Below are 19,721 nucleotides of genomic sequence, written 5' to 3'. Positions count from 1 at the left end.
CTTCATTTACCGCTTTCAGGCGACTTGATGATCGACACTGTCGTCAGACGCTGTGGCAGCAGCGTCGTGCTCACTGGCTTCTCGCTTGTCGGCGATTGGCATGCCCTGATAGTGGGCGATCAGCTCCCCGGCAACCGACACCGCAATTTCAGCAGGGTGCTTGCCTTTGACGGCATCAATCCCAATGGGGCAGACCATACGACGAATGGTTTCATCGTCGTAACCGCGCTGAGACAGGCGATAATCAAACTTCTTCCTTTTGGTCAGTGACCCTATCATGCCAAAGTAAGCGATATCATTTCTGTTGAGGATTTCCCTCGCCAGCTCAAAATCGAGCTGATGGTTGTGGGTCATCACCAGGTAATAGCTGTTGTTCGGCATATCGCGGATCTCACCGACCGGATCATCCGAGACCAGTTTGGTCACGCCAAGTGGCAGCTCAGCAGGGAACTCACTCTCTCGCTGATCAATCCAGGTCACGCGGAAAGGCAATGTACTGACAATATGGATTAAGGCTTTGGCGACATGGCCTGCACCAAAAAGCACCAGATGATGCTGTTGCTGACCAATCGGCTCTAAGCTGAGTGTCGCCATGCCGCCGCAGCACTGGCCCAGCCGCGCACCCAGATTGAAATGCTCGACCCGGGGATGTCTGTCTCCGGTGAGAAGCATTTCCCGTGCCAGCTTGATGGCTTTGTGCTCCAGATGACCACCACCAATGGTGGCGATGATTTCATTCCGGGTGACCAGCATTTTTGTGCCGGCATCACGGGGTACGGAACCCCGGTCGGCCAGCACTGTGACCATCACACAAGGCTCGCCACGCTGATCCAGTTCAGCCAGAGCATGAATCCAGTTGTCTTTAAACATCGCGCTTTCCTCATCTGGCGGGCCGACCCGACCCGCCATTTACTACTTCCCTGCGGATTACTGGGCTTGTTCAGGGGCCGTCGTTTCTTCTTCCTGTTTCCTGCGGCTCAGGAAAGGCTGAGACTGCGATGGCTGCACTTCATTAATGGCCCAGAGAACGCGCTCTGGTGTTGCCGGGGTGTCCAGCTTCACTAAGGCACCAGGCTCAGCAACTGAGCGGATGGCATCTTTGATGGCACTCCAGACAGACATGCCCAGCATGAATGGCGGTTCACCCACAGCTTTCGAATTGAAAACGGTATCTTCCGGATTGCTGCGGTTTTCCAGCAGTTGAGTGCGGAAATCAATTGGCATATCCGCAATCGCCGGGATTTTGTAGCTCGCCGGACCGTTGGTCATCAACCGTCCCTGATCGTTCCAGATCAGTTCCTCTGTGGTCAGCCAGCCCACACCCTGAATGAAGCCGCCTTCAACCTGACCGATATCAATGGCCGGGTTCAGCGAAGCACCCACATCGTGCAGGATGTCCGCACGCAGGATTTTGTACTCACCGGTCAGCGTATCCAGCACCACTTCGGCACAGGCAGCGCCATATGCGTAGTAATAGAATGGACGGCCGCGGGCTTTCTCGTGATCGTAGTAAATCTTCGGCGTACGGTAGAAACCGGTGCTCGACAGAGAAACCTGATTGAAGTAAGCCTGCTGGATCAGATCCTCGAAGCTCAGCAATGCTTCTCGGATCTGGACCAGACCGTTTTTAAAAACCACGTCTTCCGGTGTGACTTTAAAGTGACTGCATGCGAAGTCGATCAAACGCTGTTTGATGGTCAGTGCCGCATTCTGAGCCGCTTTACCGTTCAGGTCTGCACCAGACGATGCAGCGGTTGGTGACGTATTCGGTACCTTATCGGTGTTGGTCGCCGTAATCTGAATCCGGTCGATATCCACCTGAAAGACTTCCGCAACCACCTGAGCCACTTTGGTATTCAGGCCCTGACCCATTTCAGTACCACCGTGGTTCAGGTGAATACTGCCGTCGGTGTAGATGTGGATCAGTGCACCGGCCTGGTTCAGGAAGGTCGCAGTAAACGAAATCCCGAATTTCACCGGTGTCAGCGCCAGACCTTTTTTCAGAATCGGACTGGTTTTGTTGAACTCGGCGATGGCTTTCCGGCGTGCCTGATAGTCACTGCTGGCTTCCAGTTGATCCGTAATTTCGTGGATGAAGTTATCTTCCACAGTCTGATAGTAGTGGGTGACATTCCGGTCTTCATGGCCGTAGTAGTTTTTTTTGCGGACATCCAGCGGATCTTTGCCCAGATACTGGGCGATTTCATCCATGATGTGTTCAATGGTCATCATGCCCTGAGGACCACCGAAGCCACGGTACGCGGTGTTCGATGCAATATTGGTTTTGCAGCGGTGACCGGTGACGGTGGCATCGCCCAGATAGTAGGCGTTGTCGGAGTGGAACATGGCACGGTCGACAATCGAATTTGACAGGTCAGGGGAGTAGCCGCAGTTCCCTGACACGCTGATATCAATGCCGTGAATACGACCGTTGTCGTCAAAACCGACTTTGTACTGGTTGTAGAACGGGTGGCGTTTCCCCGTCATGGTCATGTCTTCCATGCGTGGCAGACGCATTTTGGTTGGACGACCGGTCAGATGTGCGATCACCGCGGCCAGACACGCAGGACTTGCCGCCTGTGTTTCTTTCCCGCCGAAGCCGCCCCCCATGCGACGCATGTCAATCACGACTTTATGCATCGGCACGCCCAGCACTTCCGCGACCAGTTTTTGAACTTCGGTCGGGTTCTGGGTCGAGGTATAGACGATCATACCGCCATCTTCCGTGGGCATGACGGAGCTGACCTGAGTTTCCAGGTAGAAGTGCTCCTGACCCCCGATGTGCAGGTCGCCTTCCAGGATGTGTTTGGCTGACGCCAGCGCACTTTCGGAATCACCCCGTTTGTGCTGGTGGCTGTCTGAGACAAAGTGTTTTTTCGCCAGCGCTTCTTCGACATCCAGTACAGCTTCCAGCGGTTCGTATTCGATGATGGCAGCTTGTGCCGCTTTACGGGCGGTTTCCATGTCATCTGCAGCCACCGCAATCACGGGCTGGCCATAGAACTCTACGACACCGTCAGCCAGCAGCGGATCGCCCGGCAGAACGGCACCGATGTCCAGTTGCCCCGGAACATCTTTACTGGTGATGGCAATGGCGACGCCTTCAAAGGCATAACACGGACTGACATCCAGTTTTGTGATTTTCGCGTGGGCGTAAGTACTGGTGCGCGCGTAGACGTGCAGCTGATTCGGAAATTCCAGCCGGTCATCAATGTAAACGGCTTCACCGGTGACCTGTTTGGTGGCGCTGTCATGTTTCACGCTTCTCCCAACGCCTGTCGTGAGATCCTGCGCGAATTTCGCCACCATTTCATCGTGACTCAATGGGTTATGGTGATGATTAGACATAAGCAGTTACCCTTGTTTCAATTTGGCCGTTGGACTGTTGTTCGAGGTAGAAACGGTGCAGCATATTGGCTGCCGTTAATGCACGATATTCCTTACTGGCCCGGAAATCTGACAGTGGTTCGAAGTCATGATGCAGCGCAGCCATCGCGGCTTTAACCGTGTCGAGATTCCATGGCTGGCCGATTAATGCTGTTTCACCGTTCGATGCACGTTTTGGCACCGCGGCCATCCCGCCGAAGGCGATACGTGCGTCCGCAACTTTACCGTCGTCACTCAGAGAGAGCGTGAAGGCACCACAGACTGCTGAAATATCATCATCCAGACGTTTCGACAGTTTGTAAGCACGGAACTCGCTGCCAATCACTGGCTTAGGAACGATAATCTTCTCAATAAACTCGGACGGCTGCTGAGCTGTGACTTTATAGCTGATGAAGTAATCTTCCAGGGGCAGTGTGCGGCGCTCATTGCCGCGGCGAAGGACGATTTGCGCATTCAGTGCGATCAACAGCGGCGGGCTGTCACCAATCGGTGACGCGTTAGCAATATTGCCGCCCAGCGTGCCTTGGTTCCGGACCTGCAACGAAGCAAAACGATGCAGCAGTTCCCCAAAATCCGGATAGTACTTTTTCAGTGTGGCATAGCAGTCGGAAATCGGCAGATTGGCACCGATTTCAATGCTGCTTTCAGTTTCAGCCAGCACTTTCATGTCACTGACCTGGCCCACATTGATCAGTTTGCTGATCGGGCGATGGAACTGAGTGACTTCCAGTGCCAGATCCGTGCCTCCGGCGACCATACGCGCGTCCGGATGCGTCAGCAGCAGGTTTGCCAGCTCATCGCTCGATGTTGGTGAAAAGCCATACTGGCCTTCATGTTTCAGTGTGGCATTTGACAGGCTGATTTTTGACAGTTTCTCGATGGTTTGTTTTTCCAGCTCGGCGAACTGGTCCATCAGCTGTGCTTCCTGGCTGAGTGACAACGCAGCATCCACAATCGGACGATAGCCGGTACAGCGGCACAGGTTGCCAGCCAGTGCTTCCATCACATCTTCTTTGTCGGCCGCCGGTTTGTTTTTGCTCAGTGCAAACATCGACATAATAAAGCCCGGCGTACAGTAACCACACTGAGATCCGTGATATTCCACCATCGCCTGCTGCACAGGGTGGAGCTGCTTATCTGCGGATTGCAGATCTTCGACGGTAATTAACTGTTTACCGTGCAGAGATGAGACAAAAGTCAGGCAGGAATTGACGGAACGGTATTGCAGCTTACCGTCAACAAGTTCGCCAAGCACCACGGTGCAGGCGCCGCAATCTCCAGAGCCGCAACCTTCCTTGGTGCCTGTTTTCTGAACATGGGTACGCAGGTAATTCAGTACCGTCATGTTCGGGGAGAGATGCTCTTCTTCCCGAACGTCCTGGTTTAACAAAAACGTAATCAAGTGACCTCCTCACAGGCTCATGATCTGACCTATAAGTCAATTCTGGATATACTTGACTCCTTAGTCAACTTTTGATGTTAACACCTTGTGACGTTTTGTTTTTCTTGAAATCAGGTCTTAATCTATATAAATCAATTGATTGTGTGTTTTTTAAACGATTGTTTTGATTCTTGTGTGCAAAATTTGTTTCTAAATATTGTCTTTCTGGTTACATCATGATGTTTTGATATTGTTGTTATCAATAAAACAGTCAGAATCTCTATAAATATTAGCCTCAGTTGGTGGAAAATGTTGCTGTGAATGTTTGAGATGTAGTTGGTGTTCAAGTTTTAATTGATTGATTTATAAAGGTTTGTTTCGGTTCGTGACAGGATCTTAAATAAAGTAGATACTCTGTGATCTGAAAAGCTTTTTTGCGGGTGCAGGCCATTGCTGCCAAAGTGGCTGAGCTAAACTGAAGTTTAGAAGTACAGGTCTGAAATAATGCCCTTTAGACATCAGTTGTAAGCGATTTATGCTTGGTGTGTCATATGGTGGGTCAGTCGCTCTCGTGGGTTTCTTTGGCTTTTGCTAAGACCACAGTGTCAGAATGGATAATTTATCAAGCAATGATAAACATGATGAATGAATATGGGAGTGGCATTTTTTTATTTTGTAGATTATAACAGCTTGGTAATAATGAATAATATTCTGCACTGCTTCATATGTAACTGTCCCGGTAAATTTTTGACTTAACAGGTTAAAAGCGGAAGTTTCCTGATGTAATTGTGGCCGATGGCATTGAGTGAAACTTGTACTCAAACACATAAACACTTTGTCGGGAGATTCCAAGTTCAGGCAAAATTGGGTACTATCAGCAAAAGTTATCCCGCCAATTCCGGCAGGGTGCAGAGCCAAATCATAATTGGAGATACAGCTTGATTAATGTATTCCTTGTAGATGATCACGAACTGGTTCGCACAGGGATCCGACGTCTTCTGGAAGATGTCCGTGGTATTAAAGTGGTAGGGGAAGCCATCAGTGGTGAAGACGCCGTAAAATGGTGTCGAAATGAACATGCCGACATTATCCTCATGGATATGAACATGCCTGGCATTGGTGGACTGGAAGCGACACGCAAAATTCTTCGATTCAATCCTGATGTGAAGATTATTGTTCTGACTGTCCATACAGAAAACCCGTTCCCGACTAAAGTGATGCAGGCCGGAGCTTGTGGTTATCTGACCAAAGGTGCAGGTGCCGATGAGATGGTGAATGCCATCCGTACGGTGAACAGCGGCCAGCGTTATATTTCGCCGGAAATTGCGCAGCAAATGGCTTTGAGTCAATTTGCTTCAAACTCGGAGAATCCGTTTAAGGCTCTGTCTGAGCGCGAGTTACAAATCATGATGATGATCACCAAGGGTCAGAAGGTGACTGAAATTTCAGAGCAATTAAATCTGAGCCCGAAAACAGTGAACAGTTACCGCTACCGCTTATTTAATAAGCTGGATATCAGTGGTGATGTTGAACTGACTCATCTCGCAATTCGTCATGGAATGCTAGACACAGAGACGTTGTAGTGTCCGACACTTTTGATGCAAAAAGCTTTCTGAAAACAGTAACAAACCAACCTGGCGTATATCGGATGTACGACCAGGCTGGGGAAGTGATATATGTGGGGAAAGCGAAAGACCTGAAAAAACGGTTGTCGAGTTACTTTCGTGTTCAGGTTTCCAGCGAAAAAACACGCGCGCTGGTCCGTAATATCTGCAAGATTGACGTCACGGTGACGCACACCGAAACCGAAGCACTGATCCTTGAGCACAATTACATCAAGCAGTATTTGCCCAAATACAATGTATTGCTGCGAGATGACAAATCTTACCCTTATATTTTCCTGAGCGGTCAACATCATCCCAGATTGTCTGTTCATCGCGGAGCGAAAAAGCGTAAAGGGGAATATTTCGGACCTTACCCGGATTCTGGCGCTGTCCGACAAAGCCTTCATCTTCTTCAGAAAGTTTTCCCGATTCGTCAGTGTGAAGACTCGGTTTATGCCAACCGCAGCCGACCTTGCCTGATGTACCAGATTGGTCGTTGTCTGGGGCCTTGTGTGAAAGGTCTGGTCAGCGATGAAGAATACGCAGAGCAGGTCAACTTTGTACGCTTGTTTCTGCAAGGGAAAGATCGCCAGGTGATTAATGCACTGGTCGAGAAAATGGAAGTGGCAAGTTCACAATTGGCGTTTGAGAAGGCTGCGCGGTACCGGGATCAAATTCAGGCATTGCGTCGTGTACAGGAACAGCAGTTTGTCAGCCAGGACAGCGAAGACGATCTTGATGTCATTGGTATTGCCCAGGATAAAGGCATCGCCTGTATTCATGCGCTGTTCATCCGGCAGGGTAAAGTACTGGGCAGCAGAAGCTATTTTCCCCGGATGCCGGCGGATACGGATATCACAGAGGTGATCACCAGTTTTATCAGTCAGTATTATTTCAATCAGGCAGAGGGAAGAGTGATTCCTTCTGTGATTTTACTGGGTGAATCTCTGGGCGATGAGCAGGCCAGTATGTCTGCTGCGCTTTCAGAAGTGGCTGGACGTAAGGTTGAACTGCGTTCACAGGCCCGGAGTTATCGTGCCCGTTACCTGAAACTGGCACAGACAAACGCGCTGACCGCGTTAACCAGTCAGCTCAATCATAAAATGACAGTGCATCAGCGTGTCACAGAACTGCGTGAAACCTTGGGACTGGATTCACTTTCCCGGATGGAATGTTTTGACATTAGCCATACCATGGGAGAAAAAACAGTGGCTTCCTGCGTGGTGTTCAATCAGGAAGGTCCGGTCAGACAAGAATACCGGCGATTCAATATTACCGGCATCACGGGCGGGGATGATTATGCGGCCATGGGGCAGGCACTGAATCGTCGTTATGGCAAGCAGCTGGATCCGGATAAAATCCCAGATATTATTTTTATCGACGGTGGTAAAGGGCAGCTGTCCCGGGCGCATGATGTTGTCAGTCCTTTGACCGGCGACTGGCCGAAACGTCCTTTGCTGGTCGGGGTTGCTAAGGGAACAACACGCAAACCGGGACTGGAAACGCTGTTACTGGTGACGGGAGAAGAGTTTTCTTTACCCAGTGATTCACCTGCACTGCATCTGATTCAGCACATCCGCGATGAAAGCCATGACCATGCTATCAGTGGTCACCGAGCGCAGCGGGGCAAAGTGCGTAAACGCAGTACACTTGAAGATATCGAGGGTATCGGACCGAAGCGCCGTCAGTCGTTGCTGAAATACATGGGGGGACTGCAGGAGCTGAAACGCGCAAGCAGGGAAGAAATAGAAAAAGTGCCGGGAATCAGCCGATCTCTGGCGGAAAAAATTTATGACGCATTGCAACACAGCTAGCTTTGCGGCACCCTTAGAGTCTGTTTACCAGAGAGAAGGCTGTCGATGGTAAACAGGCTTATTCCGATAACATAAGAACGAACAGTATGCGCTTAACAATTCCAAATATCCTGAGCTTTGTCAGGCTGGTGCTCATCCCATTTTTCGTGATTACCTTTTACCTGCCTTACGAATGGTCACCCTTTGCAACGGCTCTTATTTTTACAATCGCCGGGATTACCGACTGGTTTGACGGTTATCTGGCCCGTAAACTGAACCAGACTTCCCGTTTCGGCGCATTTATTGATCCGGTTGCAGACAAGGTGATGGTTGCAACTGCTTTGGTGCTGGTGACAGAAAATTATCATTCCGTCTGGGTGTCGATTCCGGCAATGACGATGATTGGCCGGGAGATCATCATTTCAGCACTGCGGGAATGGATGGCTGAACTGGGTAAACGCTCCAGCATCTCTGTGTCCTGGGTGGGCAAGGTGAAGACGGCCGCGCAGATGTTCGCTTTGGTTATGCTGTTATGGCACCCCAACTCATTCCTTGAAACAATCGGCTTTGTTGCCCTCTACATTGCAACGATTTTGACTTACTGGTCGATGTACTTGTACTTGAAAGCAGCAAAAGGTGATTTGCTCCATCCTGACAATATGTGACAGAACAATCACCTGGATTTGACACAAAAGCGGCCCCGGCCGCTTTTGTTTTGTTTGAAAATGTAAGATGAGAATGAATTTTTTTAATCAATCATAAATTCTGCTTGGCAATGAAAAGCCCAGTATGTTATTTTTCGCGCAATCTCAGGGGGAAACATATCTGAGACACATCCGTCACCATGAATTCAGGCTGATTGCATGTTGACGATCCGTAGGTACTGCCGGCGATTGGCGCTGTCAGTAGAAGGGCATTAATCATGCTGTCTTGCGCAGTTGAGCAAGCGCATCAATTAAGGAACCCAACTGTGAATATTTTAACGTCTCTGACCCGAATCAGCTTTGTCTTACCCAATTGCAGTATTATTACTGAACCTTGATCGTCCGATCACCTTGTCTCAGCTGCCCGCTATTAATGAACAGCAATCTTCATTGCTGTGCTGATTAGTTGCGCGCTGTGTTACGCGTTCCCGGTAAGTCTTTGACTTATCAATGTCTTTTATACTCAAAAGTACCACCTTAGGTGGACTTCACTATTTTGGATTAAATACCAATGAGTAATGTGTTTGATTTAGACGATGTCAAGCATGCGTCCAATGTTCCTGTTGTTCATGACATTTATGACCTGACCCCGGATGAGCTGCTGCTCAGTCAGGAGCATTATGAGTCTGAAGTGCGTTCGTACCCACGTCGCCTGCCACTTGCAATTAAAAAGGCAACAGGTCTATTGGTTGAAGACAGCCGAGGTCAGGTCTATCTGGACTGCCTGGCCGGTGCAGGTACGCTGGTTCTGGGTTATAACCACCCTGAGATTAACCAGGCAATTATTGATCAGTTGAATGCGGGGATTCCGTATCAGACGCTGGATATCACAACACCAGTGAAAGACAAGTTCATCAAAGAAGTGATGAACTTCCTGCCGGATGAGTTCGCAGCCAATGCGAGGATTCAGTTCTGTGGCCCTTCTGGTGCTGATGCCGTTGAAGCCGCGATTAAGCTGGCTAAACAAACCACAGGCCGTAACGTGATGATGGCTTTCCATGGTGCATACCACGGAATGACCAACGGCACGATGGCGATGATGGGTAACCTGAACACCAAAGCTCGCCGTCAGGGTCTGATGGCAGACGTTCACTTTGCACCATTCCCTTACAGCCTGCGCTGTCCGTTTGGTATGGGTGGCGATGAAGGTGCCAAACAAACTCTGCGCTATCTGGAGCGTATGCTGCATGACGACGAAAGCGGCGTGCAGAAACCAGCGGCCATTATTGTTGAGCCGGTCCAGGGCGAAGGTGGTGTGATTCCTGCGCCAGCATTCTGGCTGCGCGAACTGCGCCGAATCACTAAAGAACATGGCATTTTACTGATTTTCGATGAAATTCAGTGTGGTATCGGTAAAACCGGTTACAATTTTGCCTTTGAAGAGTCTGGTATTACACCGGATATCCTGTGCTTGTCTAAAGCAGTCGGTGGCGGTCTGCCAATGTCTCTGCTGATTTTCGATAAGTCTGTAGATACCTGGCGTCCGGGTGAGCATACCGGTACTTTCCGTGGTAACCAGCTGGCGATGGCGACAGGTGCCAAAGCTCTGGAAATTATTCAGCGTGACAACCTGGTTGAGCACGCACGCGTTGCCGGTCAGTACCTGCGTGAAGGTCTTGAGCGCATTGCGTCTTACGTTGATTGCATCGGCGAAGTTCGTGGTAAAGGTTTGATGCTGGGTCTTGAGATTGTCAAGGCAGGCAAGAAAAACAAATTCGGCGAGCCGGAAGCAGATCCGCAACTGACGCTGCAAATTCAGCGTGCTGCGCTGGAGCGCGGTCTGATCATTGAGAAAGGCGGCCGTCAGGGTTCTGTACTGCGTTTCCTGCCACCATTGATCATTACTTTTGAGCAAATTGACTTCGCACTGGATGCACTGAGCAAAGCGATCATCGCGACTGCAGGTCCTGCGAAAGTGGTTGAAGCCTCTGCAGCCAGCGACGCTGACAAGTGGCGTTCATTCTTTATCCACACCGGCGAAGGTGGTGCGGATCAGTTTGAAGCGGCTCTGAACCAGACAACGAAAGTGCTGAAGCAAGTCTTCGAAAGCACAACAGCACCATACTCAGGTATGGAGCCACAGGTTCTGAAAAGCCTGATTAACAATATTGAACTGACAGATCAGCAACTGCCTCTTGAAGCGGTGATTGATCAGGCGGGTGAGCTGATTGCCAAGAACTCAATCATGGTTCAGCACCCGAACTGCATTGCGCACCTGCACACGCCACCACTGGTTCCTGCGGTTGCAGCAGAAGCCTTTATCGCGGCGCTGAATCAGTCGATGGATTCATGGGATCAGTCGACGGCGGCAACTTTCGTTGAACAGAAAGTCGTCGACTGGCTGTGCGGCGTATACGGTTACAGCAAAGATGCGGATGGTGTTTTCACCAGCGGCGGGACACAAAGTAACTTGATGGGCCTGTTGCTGGCACGTGACTGGTTTGCAGATAATCAGTCGGGTCACAACATCCAGAAGCAAGGTCTGCCTGAGTATGCCGGTAAGATGCGTATTCTGTGCTCGAAGAAATCTCACTTCACCGTACAGAAGTCAGCGTCTCTGATGGGACTGGGTGAGCATGCGGTGGAAACCGTAGACACGCATCCGGACGGCACCATCAAACTGGCTTCACTGGTGACACGTATTGATGAACTGAAACGTGACGGCCTGATGCCATTCGCGGTTGTGGGTACTGCTGGTACCACAGACCACGGTGCGATTGATGATCTGGACGGTCTGGCAGATATCGCGGCGCAGCACAGCATGTGGCTGCATGTTGACGGTGCTTACGGCGGTGCGCTGATTCTGAGCCGTCACAAAACGCGCCTGCACGGCATTGAGCGTGCGGATTCGATCAGTGTGGACTTCCACAAACTGTTCTATCAGCCAATCAGCTGTGGCGCAGTGATCATCAAAGACAAGAGTAACTTCAAGTATCTGCTGCACCATGCGGATTACCTGAACCGCGAAGACGACGTAGTACCAAACCTGGTCGACAAGTCGATTGCAACCACGAAGCGTTTTGATGCTTTGAAAGTGCTGATGACCATGCAAGCTGTGGGTACACAGGCACTGGGTGCAATGTATGATCACCTGCTGGGACAGACGCAACAGGTTGCCGATCTGGTGAACCAGTCTGAGGAGTTCGAGCTGCTGGCTGATCCTGCGCTGTCGACGGTACTGTTCCGCTATGCTGGTGCGAAAGATGCGGATCTGGACCAGTTGAACAAAAAACTGCGTTTTGAGGCACTGGTGAAAGGTGTTGCAGTCTTGGGTGAAACGGTTGTTGATGGCAAAATCGCACTCAAATTAACGATTCTCAATCCATGCCTGACCATGGCGGACTTTGAGAATCTGCTGAATGACGTTAACCAGCTTGCTTGTTCACTGGTTGACTGATCTACGTGGCTTGCCTCAGTGGGGCTGGGGCAAGCCAATGATTTATCTGAAGAAGACGGAATTATTGAAATGGCAATTTTACAAATCGGTGCTGGGGGTGTTGGCTGGGTTATTGCCCATAAAGCTGCTCAAAACAATGATGTGTTAGGTGATATTACTATCGCTTCGCGTACTGTGAACAAGTGCGAACAGATCATTGAATCCATCAAGGGTCGCAACAACATGAAAGATTCAAGCAAGAAGCTTGAAGCGCGTGCTGTGGATGCGGACGATGTCGATGCCCTTGTGGCACTGATCAAAGAGGTTCAGCCCGATCTGGTGATTAACGCTGGTCCTCCTTGGGTGAACGTTGCAATCATGGAAGCCTGTTATCAGGCCAAAGTGTCATATCTTGATACCTCAGTTGCGGTAGACCTGTGCAGCGAAGGCCAGCAGGTGCCGGAAGCCTATGACCCTCAGTGGGCTTTCCGTGAGAAATTCAAAGACGCAGGTATCACAGGTATTCTGGGCGCCGGTTTTGATCCGGGTGTTGTCAGCGTTTTTGCTGCGTATGCAGTGAAGCATCTGTTCGATGAGATTGACTCTATCGATGTGATGGATGTCAACGCGGGTGACCACGGTAAGAAATTTGCGACCAACTTCGATCCTGAAACCAATATGCTGGAAATTCAGGGCGACTCCTTTTACTGGGAAGAAGGTGAGTGGAAACAAGTGCCATGCCACACCCGGATGATGGAATTCGATTTCCCGCTGGTGGGCAGCCACAAAGTTTACTCCATGGCACACGATGAAGTGCGTTCCATGAAAGAGTTCATCCCGGCGAAACGCATTGAATTCTGGATGGGCTTTGGTGACCGTTACCTGAACTACTTTAACTGTATGCGCGACATCGGCCTGCTGAGTCCGGATCCGGTGACGCTGGGTGACGGTACTGTCGTTGAGCCATTGAAAGTGCTGAAAGCACTGCTGCCGGATCCAACGACGCTGGCACCGGGCTACACAGGTAAAACCTGTATCGGTACCTGGGTTCAGGGCACCAAATCCGGCGAACCACGCAGCGTGTTCATCTATAACAACGCTGATCACGAAGTGGCTTACAAAGATGTTGAGCATCAGGCAATTGCTTACACCACGGGTGTACCTGCAATTACAGCTGCGCTGCAGTATTTCCGCGGAAAGTGGGCGGATGCGGGCGTCTTCAACATGGAGCAGCTGAATCCGGACCCATTCCTGGAAACGATGCCTGAAATCGGTCTGGACTGGCATGTTCAGGAACTTGATCCTCGTCAGCCACAAATCAACATCCTGAAATAATCACGGTTGTGAATTTCATTTGATGAGTATTAAGCCGGTGTCGGAAACGACATCGGCTTCTTTAAATAGAAGTGAAGATTATGCAGCATCCGGAATTGAAAACACCGTATTTCATGATTGATGAGACCAAACTGATCCGCAATCTTGAAATCGCAAAAAAACTGAAAGAACTGTCTGGCGCTAAGCTGGTGCTGGCTCTGAAATGTTTCTCCACCTGGGGCGTGTTTGACATCATCAAGCCGTACCTGGACGGCACGACCAGCAGCGGTCCGTTTGAAGTGAGGCTGGGTTACGACACCTTCGGTGGTGAAACGCATGCGTACAGCGTGGGTTACAGCGAAGATGACGTGAAAGAAGTGGCGGATATCTGCGACAAAATGATCTTTAACTCGCAGAATCAACTGGCTGCCTACCGCCATTTGGTGGAAGGTAAAGCTGAGCTGGGTCTGCGTCTGAACCCGGGTGTGAGCTATGCAGGTCAGGATCTGGCGGATCCGGCTCGTCAGTTCTCACGTCTTGGTGTTCAGTTTGATCACATTAACCCTGACGTATTCAGTAACCTTGATGGCGTGATGTTCCACATGAACTGTGAGAACAAAGATGTTGACGCCTTCATCCGTCTGCTGGATGCAATTTCTGAGCAGTTTGGTCCTTACCTGGATCAACTGAAATGGGTGAGTCTGGGCGGTGGCGTATTCTTCACCTGGCCGGGCTACGATGTCGAGAAACTGGCGGCTGCCCTGAAAGCGTTTTCTGAGAAACATGACGTTCAGCTGTATCTGGAGCCGGGCGAAGCCATCATCACACAAACCACCGATCTGGTCGTGACTGTGGTCGATATCGTTGAAAATGAGCTGAAAACTGCGATTGTCGACAGTGCGACTGAAGCACACCGTCTGGATACGCTGATTTATAATGAGCCGGCAACTATCCGCGGCGCCAGCGAGCAGGGTGATCACCGTTATGTGATTGGCAGCTGTTCATGCCTGGCCGGTGATCAGTTCTGTGTGACTCAGTTTGATCAGCCGCTGGAAATTGGCCAGCGTCTGCACATCATGGACAGCGCCGGGTACACCATGGTGAAACTGAACTGGTTCAATGGCCTGAAAATGCCGTCGATTTATTGCCAGCGTGCCAATGGCGAGGTTCAGAAGCTGAATGAATTCGGTTACGAAGACTTCAAACGTTCACTGTCTCAGTGGTCAGTCGCGTAATTTCCGACAGATATAAATTTTGGGCTGGTCGATGACCGGCCCTTATTTTATCTACTTCAAATCAAGTTTGGTGCACATTTTGACTGGTTGAATGAAAATTTAATCAACTGAAATAAAAATGACAATTTTTGTTTGACTCAAATCTGAAAATCAGTAAATTAGCACCCGTACCGCAGCACATGAAGCGGTCTCACAAAATGGCGCGTTGGCAGAGTGGCTATGCAGCGGATTGCAAATCCGTGGACCTCGGTTCGACTCCGGGACGCGCCTCCATATTTCACCAGAGTGATGCGTTCGCTTTGGTTCTGCGAGTCAGACAAAAAGCCAGCTTTTAAAGCTGGCTTTTTTTGATCCTGACTTACCGTGAAAGCTGATTCCAAAACGTCTCCCAGGCTTTCAGATTGCCAAAGTAAGACTGTACCGGAACACTGATCCATTGGCCGTCAATTTCAACCGTCATCGACGGATAGCCGCGCAAATGCTGTTTCATCATCAGGCTGGTGGTGCTGGCAATTTCTGGTTGTTCATCTGTCTGAGCAAATATCTCGTTCCAGGTGTCCGCAGGGATCCCCATGTCAGCAGCCAGAGAATTTAATGCTTCAACGCTGTGTACAGTTTTTCCCTGCTGGTAATGGGCCAGCTGAATACGTTTGAGCATCTCTGTGGCGGAGTATCCGCTCTGTGCAGCCGCAAGAATGGCACGAATAGGCAGCATGGAATCAAGCACGACGCTGTCAGCATCACGCATCTTCGCCTGATAGGCTGCGCCAAATTCAACCCCGCTCATCGAATGAATTTTCTGATCACTTTCCAGAAAATGCTGGCGGGTTTCCGGACTCAGCTCCCGGCTGTCGAAGAGGCCGCCGGGGTGCAGGTTCAGCTGGATGTCATCACGCTGTACCAGATGGTCAATCAGGGGGCTGGCGCCGAAGCACCAACCGCAGAGAGGATCGAAAAAGTAATGAACTTTGGTCATTGCGCTTACCATTTCATTTCTCCCATGTGAACCTGAGCACCGATACTCAGCGCCATTGGCAGACCGGCATCCGGATAACGTTTTTCCATTTTGCTGATCACCTGCTGACTGTTGTCACTGGCTTTCACAGTTTGCTGGAATGCCTTGAGGTAATTCAGGGAAAACTGGATGTTTTCAGCGGTCATCGGCGTACCGGCTTTCATATGACCCGGAATGACCGTCTGAGGCTTCAGAGCCTTCATGGATTCCAGCTGTTGTGTCCAGGCGGATTGCTCAGTCTGAGATTGAGCGTCTGCCATCCACAGGTGAACATTGCCATATACCGCAACATTTCCGAGTACTGTTTTACTGGACGGGATCCACAGATAAGGACGGTGTGCCAGTGCACCAGAGGTGTCACGAATTTCAACGGTTTCCCCATCAACAGTCAGCGTGGTTTTCTCATAAGCCTCAGGCAGCAGGGTTTTAACCGGTGCGTTCTCACCCATTTTTGGTGTCCAGAATGCCAGTTTGCCTGCCATTTTCTCTTTGATGACTTCACGGACTGCAGGTGTGGTGATCAGACGCGCTTCAGGAAACTGTGCTTTCAGAACCTGAGCACCAAAGTAGTAATCCGGGTCAGCCTGGCTGATGAAAATGGTTTTCAGCGTTTTACCGCTGTCGAGCACCATCGCAGCAATTCGCATGGCATCGGCACGGGTGAAACCCGTATCAACCAGCAGGGCATCATGCTCACCGTAAACCAGCGTGGCATTCACATGGAAGCTGTTGCCGTCGGCATTGTAAACCTGAGTCGATAGCGGTGCGGCTTCAGCCAGAGTTGCAGTTGAAAGGGCTACGAGAGATGCTGCCATTAAAAAAGTCTTTTTCATTGTTTGCTCCAGATAATGTCATTGGGAATGGCAAGCATCATAGCGATCTCATTCGATTGGATATAGAATCAATCTTCAACAACATTGTTTCTTAAATCGGACAAATGAATGGACAGACTGACCGCAGCAAAAGTGTTTATTGATGTCGCGACCACAGAAAGTTTTACTGCAACGGCAGAACGGCTGGAGATTTCCCGTTCGATGGTGACCCGTTATATCGCCACGATGGAGGCATGGATGAAAGCCCGGTTGTTGCAGCGCACGACACGTAAAGTGGCGCTGACCACAGCCGGACAGCTTTGCCTGAAAGAAATGAAGCACTGGGTTGAGCAGGCCGAGCAGATCGCCGTGACGCTTCAGCCCACTGACAGTCTTTCGGGGCATATCCGGCTGACAACCAGTATGTCCTTTGGCCATGCGCAAATGGCAACAGCGCTACAGGCATTTCTGGTGAAACATCCTGAGGTTTCTGTCGAAGTCGATGTCCGGGATCAGACAACAGACTTAATTGCAGAACGCTTTGATCTGGCAATCCGGATTGCGATGGCACCGGATCCTTCTTTAATTGGTAAACCCATTGCACGGTGTGACTCCGTGCTGGTCGCTTCGCCGGAATATCTGGCCAGTGCTTCGGCAATCCTTTCGCCCGGTGATCTGTCACAGCAGCAATGTCTTGGTAATCGTAGTTTCGAGCAGCATGTCTGGCATTTAACAAAAGACGGGATGACTGAGTCTGTTGAGGTCCAGTGCCGGTTTGTGTCAAACGAAGCGACGGTGCTGAAATCAGCCGCGCTTGCAGGTGCTGGAGTAAGTATGCAGCCAGCCTACCTGGTCGTCGATGAGCTCGCAGAGGGGCGTCTGAGCGCGGTGCTGAGTGATTGGGCGCCTAAGTCCATGTCGATTTATGCTTTGTATCCATCACGAGAATATTTGCTCCCTGCAGTCAGGGGGCTGATTGACCATCTGGCGCAGTTTTTTGAAGGGATCAAGTGGTGAACAGAGGCTCTTTCCTGAAAGTGATGTAAATAAAATTGAACAAAATCAGAGACACAGACGCTGAATCCTGATGATTGATGAGAAAGTATAAGTCATATGTTCCGTGAAATTTTGTGTCAATAGCTTCATACGTTAGCTTATGAGGAAAAACCAATTTTTATCACTGTTTTGATTGCTAAAGCACATATTCGCTTTGTTGATATGTTTATTGGATATCGCCATGTGGTATATTATGCGCTCACTTTTTCATCGGGTCAGTGAGCTGGGTACGGCGTGAAAACAGGTATTGTCGACATCAATTTATTAGCTGTAAATCAGGATCTATTATTAGAAATTTTTGATGCGGGCAGTGAAGGCCTGTGGGAAATGACCCCGGGAAACGTTGTGAAATTCTATAACACGCGTTTCTACGAAAAATTTGACGTGACTTTAGATGGCTCCCCGCTTCATGAGTGGCTGGCGATTATTCACCCTGATGATGTTGAACAATTCAAAAAGAATGTGAATCAGCAGGTGACGGAGAAAATCAGTCATGTGTCTTCTCAATATCGTATCCGGAATCGGCAGAATGAGTATCGATGGATTGAAGCCATCGGCGTACTCAAGACGAACGAACACGGTGAGCTGCAATATCTGGTTGGTTCACACAAAGATATCACTGAGAAAAAACTGCACGATGAAAAACTCTATCAACTGGCTTACCATGATTCGCTGACCGGCTTAGGGAATCGGCGTCAATTGGTTGAGCAGTTGAAAACGATGCAGACGAAGGAAGTCTCGTGCGCCATTGTTACTTTCGGACTGACGAAGTTTTGTCAGTTTGTCGAAGTTTTTGGCTTTCAGGCCGCCAATCGTTTAATACAGTTGTGTGCCGAGACAATTGCTGAAGTCTTTACAGAGACGAATCTGATCTATCGGACGTATTCTGATGAATTTGTAGTCATGCTGAAGGGCAACCTTGAGAAAGATTTCCTGTGCAAGACAATTAATAAAGTCATCACCTTGTTTGATCAGCGCTTCCGCACTGTACATCATATGGCAATTCAAAAATTAAATGCCGGTGTTTATCAATTGCCGGATGACCCCTTTGTTGCTGAAGATGAAGAATCGGTTTTATACAAATCCATGTTGATTATGCGATATGGCCAGGAGCGTGACTCACGGATTGCATTTTATGCGGATGATGAACAGCGGGCCATTGAGCGACACCTTTTTCTGGAAACCGGTATCGAGAAATCAATTCAGGACAACGAGTTCTATTTGATGTTCCAGCCCATTGTTTGCGCATCGACTGGGAAAATCATGAGTGTCGAGTCCTTACTACGCTGGAATAGTGCTTCACACGGCGAAATTAATCCGGGTGAATTTATCGGGATTGCTGAAGCAAATCAGGAAATCATTCCGCTTGGCTATCATGTACTGCATTTGGCCTGTTCTTATATTGCTCAGTATCGTAAAGAGCATCAGCATGACATCAAGGTGTCGGTGAATATTTCTGTGATTCAATTAATGCAGGCCGACTTTGTTCAGCAGTTTTTGTCGATTGTGGAACAGTATCAGTTGTCCCCGGGAGATCTGAGTGTTGAAGTGACTGAATCGGCAGTTTTGGAAACCAACATGTTTGCTGTCGAGCAGCTGCTGACTCTCAATAAACTGGGCTTTTCAATTTCATTAGATGATTTTGGCTCAGGTTATTCTTCTTTAAATACCTTCTTTTCTATTCCTTTTACTCAACTCAAGCTGGACCGGTGCATTGTGAATAAAATGGCGGAAGATTCGTCTGTCTATTCCTATGTCAAATTCCTGGTCGCTATGTGTCGTGAGAAGGGGATCACAGTCGTTGCTGAAGGCATCGAAGAGCATGCCCAGGCAGAATTAGTCAGAGAAGCTGGTGTTGATTTCATGCAAGGCTATCATTTCTATCGTCCCATGGTCGGGGAGAAGCTGCTTGATTTGAGAAGAAACTGATACTGTTTTTTCCGTCCACTACTTATTTTGCTTTACTCCTCTCAATGACTTCATACGACATCTGTTTAGCTTCACCTCTGCAAGCTGAACAGATGTTGTGTCTATGTTGAAATTT

Annotated in this window: 13 protein-coding genes and 1 tRNA gene; 9 read left to right on the top strand and 5 right to left on the bottom strand. The window is 49.5% G+C overall.

The window, feature by feature from the left end; all coding sequences use genetic code 11:
- Positions 1 to 15: 15 nt before the first annotated feature.
- From xdhC to xdhA, 3 genes are read right to left on the bottom strand one after another with little or no spacing between them, the layout of a single operon-like run.
- Positions 16 to 870 (bottom strand): xanthine dehydrogenase accessory protein XdhC, encoded by an 855-nt coding sequence (xdhC, locus tag SPK40_RS05475; protein WP_330959861.1) that lies wholly within the window; start codon positions 868 to 870, stop codon positions 16 to 18.
- Positions 871 to 927: 57 nt separating this feature from the next.
- On the bottom strand, positions 928 to 3,348 hold the full coding sequence (gene xdhB / locus SPK40_RS05470) for a xanthine dehydrogenase molybdopterin binding subunit (RefSeq protein ID WP_330959683.1): 2,421 nt from the start codon (positions 3,346 to 3,348) through the stop codon (positions 928 to 930).
- The gene (xdhA, locus tag SPK40_RS05465) at positions 3,341 to 4,789 is read right to left on the bottom strand and encodes a xanthine dehydrogenase small subunit (protein ID WP_330959682.1); all 1,449 of its coding nucleotides are present in this window, start codon (positions 4,787 to 4,789) and stop codon (positions 3,341 to 3,343) included. Before xdhA ends, xdhB begins: the two co-directional genes overlap by 8 nt.
- 917 nt (positions 4,790 to 5,706) lie before the next feature.
- Here xdhA and uvrY point away from each other — a divergent pair.
- The 7 genes from uvrY to SPK40_RS05430 all read left to right on the top strand — a co-directional run bounded on the left by uvrY (position 5,707) and on the right by SPK40_RS05430 (position 15,067).
- Positions 5,707 to 6,351 (top strand): UvrY/SirA/GacA family response regulator transcription factor, encoded by a 645-nt coding sequence (uvrY, locus tag SPK40_RS05460; RefSeq protein WP_330959681.1) that lies wholly within the window; start codon positions 5,707 to 5,709, stop codon positions 6,349 to 6,351.
- Entirely contained in the window at positions 6,351 to 8,186 is a 1,836-nt protein-coding gene (gene uvrC / locus SPK40_RS05455) for an excinuclease ABC subunit UvrC (protein ID WP_330959680.1), read from the top strand. Before uvrY ends, uvrC begins: the two co-directional genes overlap by 1 nt.
- Before the next feature lie 86 nt (positions 8,187 to 8,272).
- Entirely contained in the window at positions 8,273 to 8,830 is a 558-nt protein-coding gene (pgsA, locus tag SPK40_RS05450) for a CDP-diacylglycerol--glycerol-3-phosphate 3-phosphatidyltransferase (RefSeq protein ID WP_248139773.1), read from the top strand.
- A 550-nt stretch (positions 8,831 to 9,380) separates the two neighbouring features.
- Positions 9,381 to 12,266, top strand: a complete 2,886-nt coding sequence (locus SPK40_RS05445) for a pyridoxal phosphate-dependent class III aminotransferase (RefSeq protein WP_330959679.1) — start codon at positions 9,381 to 9,383, stop codon at positions 12,264 to 12,266.
- A gap of 69 nt (positions 12,267 to 12,335) precedes the next feature.
- The gene (locus SPK40_RS05440; protein ID WP_330959678.1) at positions 12,336 to 13,580 is read left to right on the top strand and encodes a carboxynorspermidine synthase; all 1,245 of its coding nucleotides are present in this window, start codon (positions 12,336 to 12,338) and stop codon (positions 13,578 to 13,580) included.
- 80 nt (positions 13,581 to 13,660) lie between these two features.
- A complete protein-coding gene (gene nspC, locus SPK40_RS05435; RefSeq protein ID WP_248139776.1) occupies positions 13,661 to 14,794 on the top strand; it encodes a carboxynorspermidine decarboxylase in 1,134 nt (377 codons plus the stop codon).
- Between the two features lie 199 nt (positions 14,795 to 14,993).
- A tRNA-Cys gene (locus tag SPK40_RS05430) sits at positions 14,994 to 15,067 on the top strand.
- Between the two features lie 85 nt (positions 15,068 to 15,152).
- Here SPK40_RS05430 and SPK40_RS05425 read toward each other — a convergent pair.
- Together SPK40_RS05425 and SPK40_RS05420 are read right to left on the bottom strand one after the other, a co-directional pair.
- Positions 15,153 to 15,770 (bottom strand): DsbA family protein, encoded by a 618-nt coding sequence (locus SPK40_RS05425; protein WP_330959677.1) that lies wholly within the window; start codon positions 15,768 to 15,770, stop codon positions 15,153 to 15,155.
- A gap of 5 nt (positions 15,771 to 15,775) precedes the next feature.
- Positions 15,776 to 16,642, bottom strand: a complete 867-nt coding sequence (locus SPK40_RS05420; RefSeq protein WP_330959676.1) for an MBL fold metallo-hydrolase — start codon at positions 16,640 to 16,642, stop codon at positions 15,776 to 15,778.
- 108 nt (positions 16,643 to 16,750) lie between these two features.
- On the opposite strand from SPK40_RS05420, the gene SPK40_RS05415 reads away from it, so the two are divergent.
- Together SPK40_RS05415 and SPK40_RS05410 are read left to right on the top strand one after the other, a co-directional pair.
- Positions 16,751 to 17,638 carry a LysR family transcriptional regulator gene (locus tag SPK40_RS05415; RefSeq protein ID WP_330959675.1) on the top strand — a complete coding sequence of 296 codons (888 nt, stop codon included), beginning with the start codon at positions 16,751 to 16,753 and terminating at the stop codon, positions 17,636 to 17,638.
- Between the two features lie 273 nt (positions 17,639 to 17,911).
- Positions 17,912 to 19,606 carry a bifunctional diguanylate cyclase/phosphodiesterase gene (locus tag SPK40_RS05410; RefSeq protein ID WP_330959674.1) on the top strand — a complete coding sequence of 565 codons (1,695 nt, stop codon included), beginning with the start codon at positions 17,912 to 17,914 and terminating at the stop codon, positions 19,604 to 19,606.
- The last annotated feature ends 115 nt before the right edge of the window (positions 19,607 to 19,721 follow it).

The organism is Photobacterium sp. 53610, from assembly GCF_036409375.1.
Classification (GTDB): Bacteria; Pseudomonadota; Gammaproteobacteria; order Enterobacterales; family Vibrionaceae; genus Photobacterium.
This window is presented reverse-complemented; position numbering and strand designations above follow the sequence as displayed.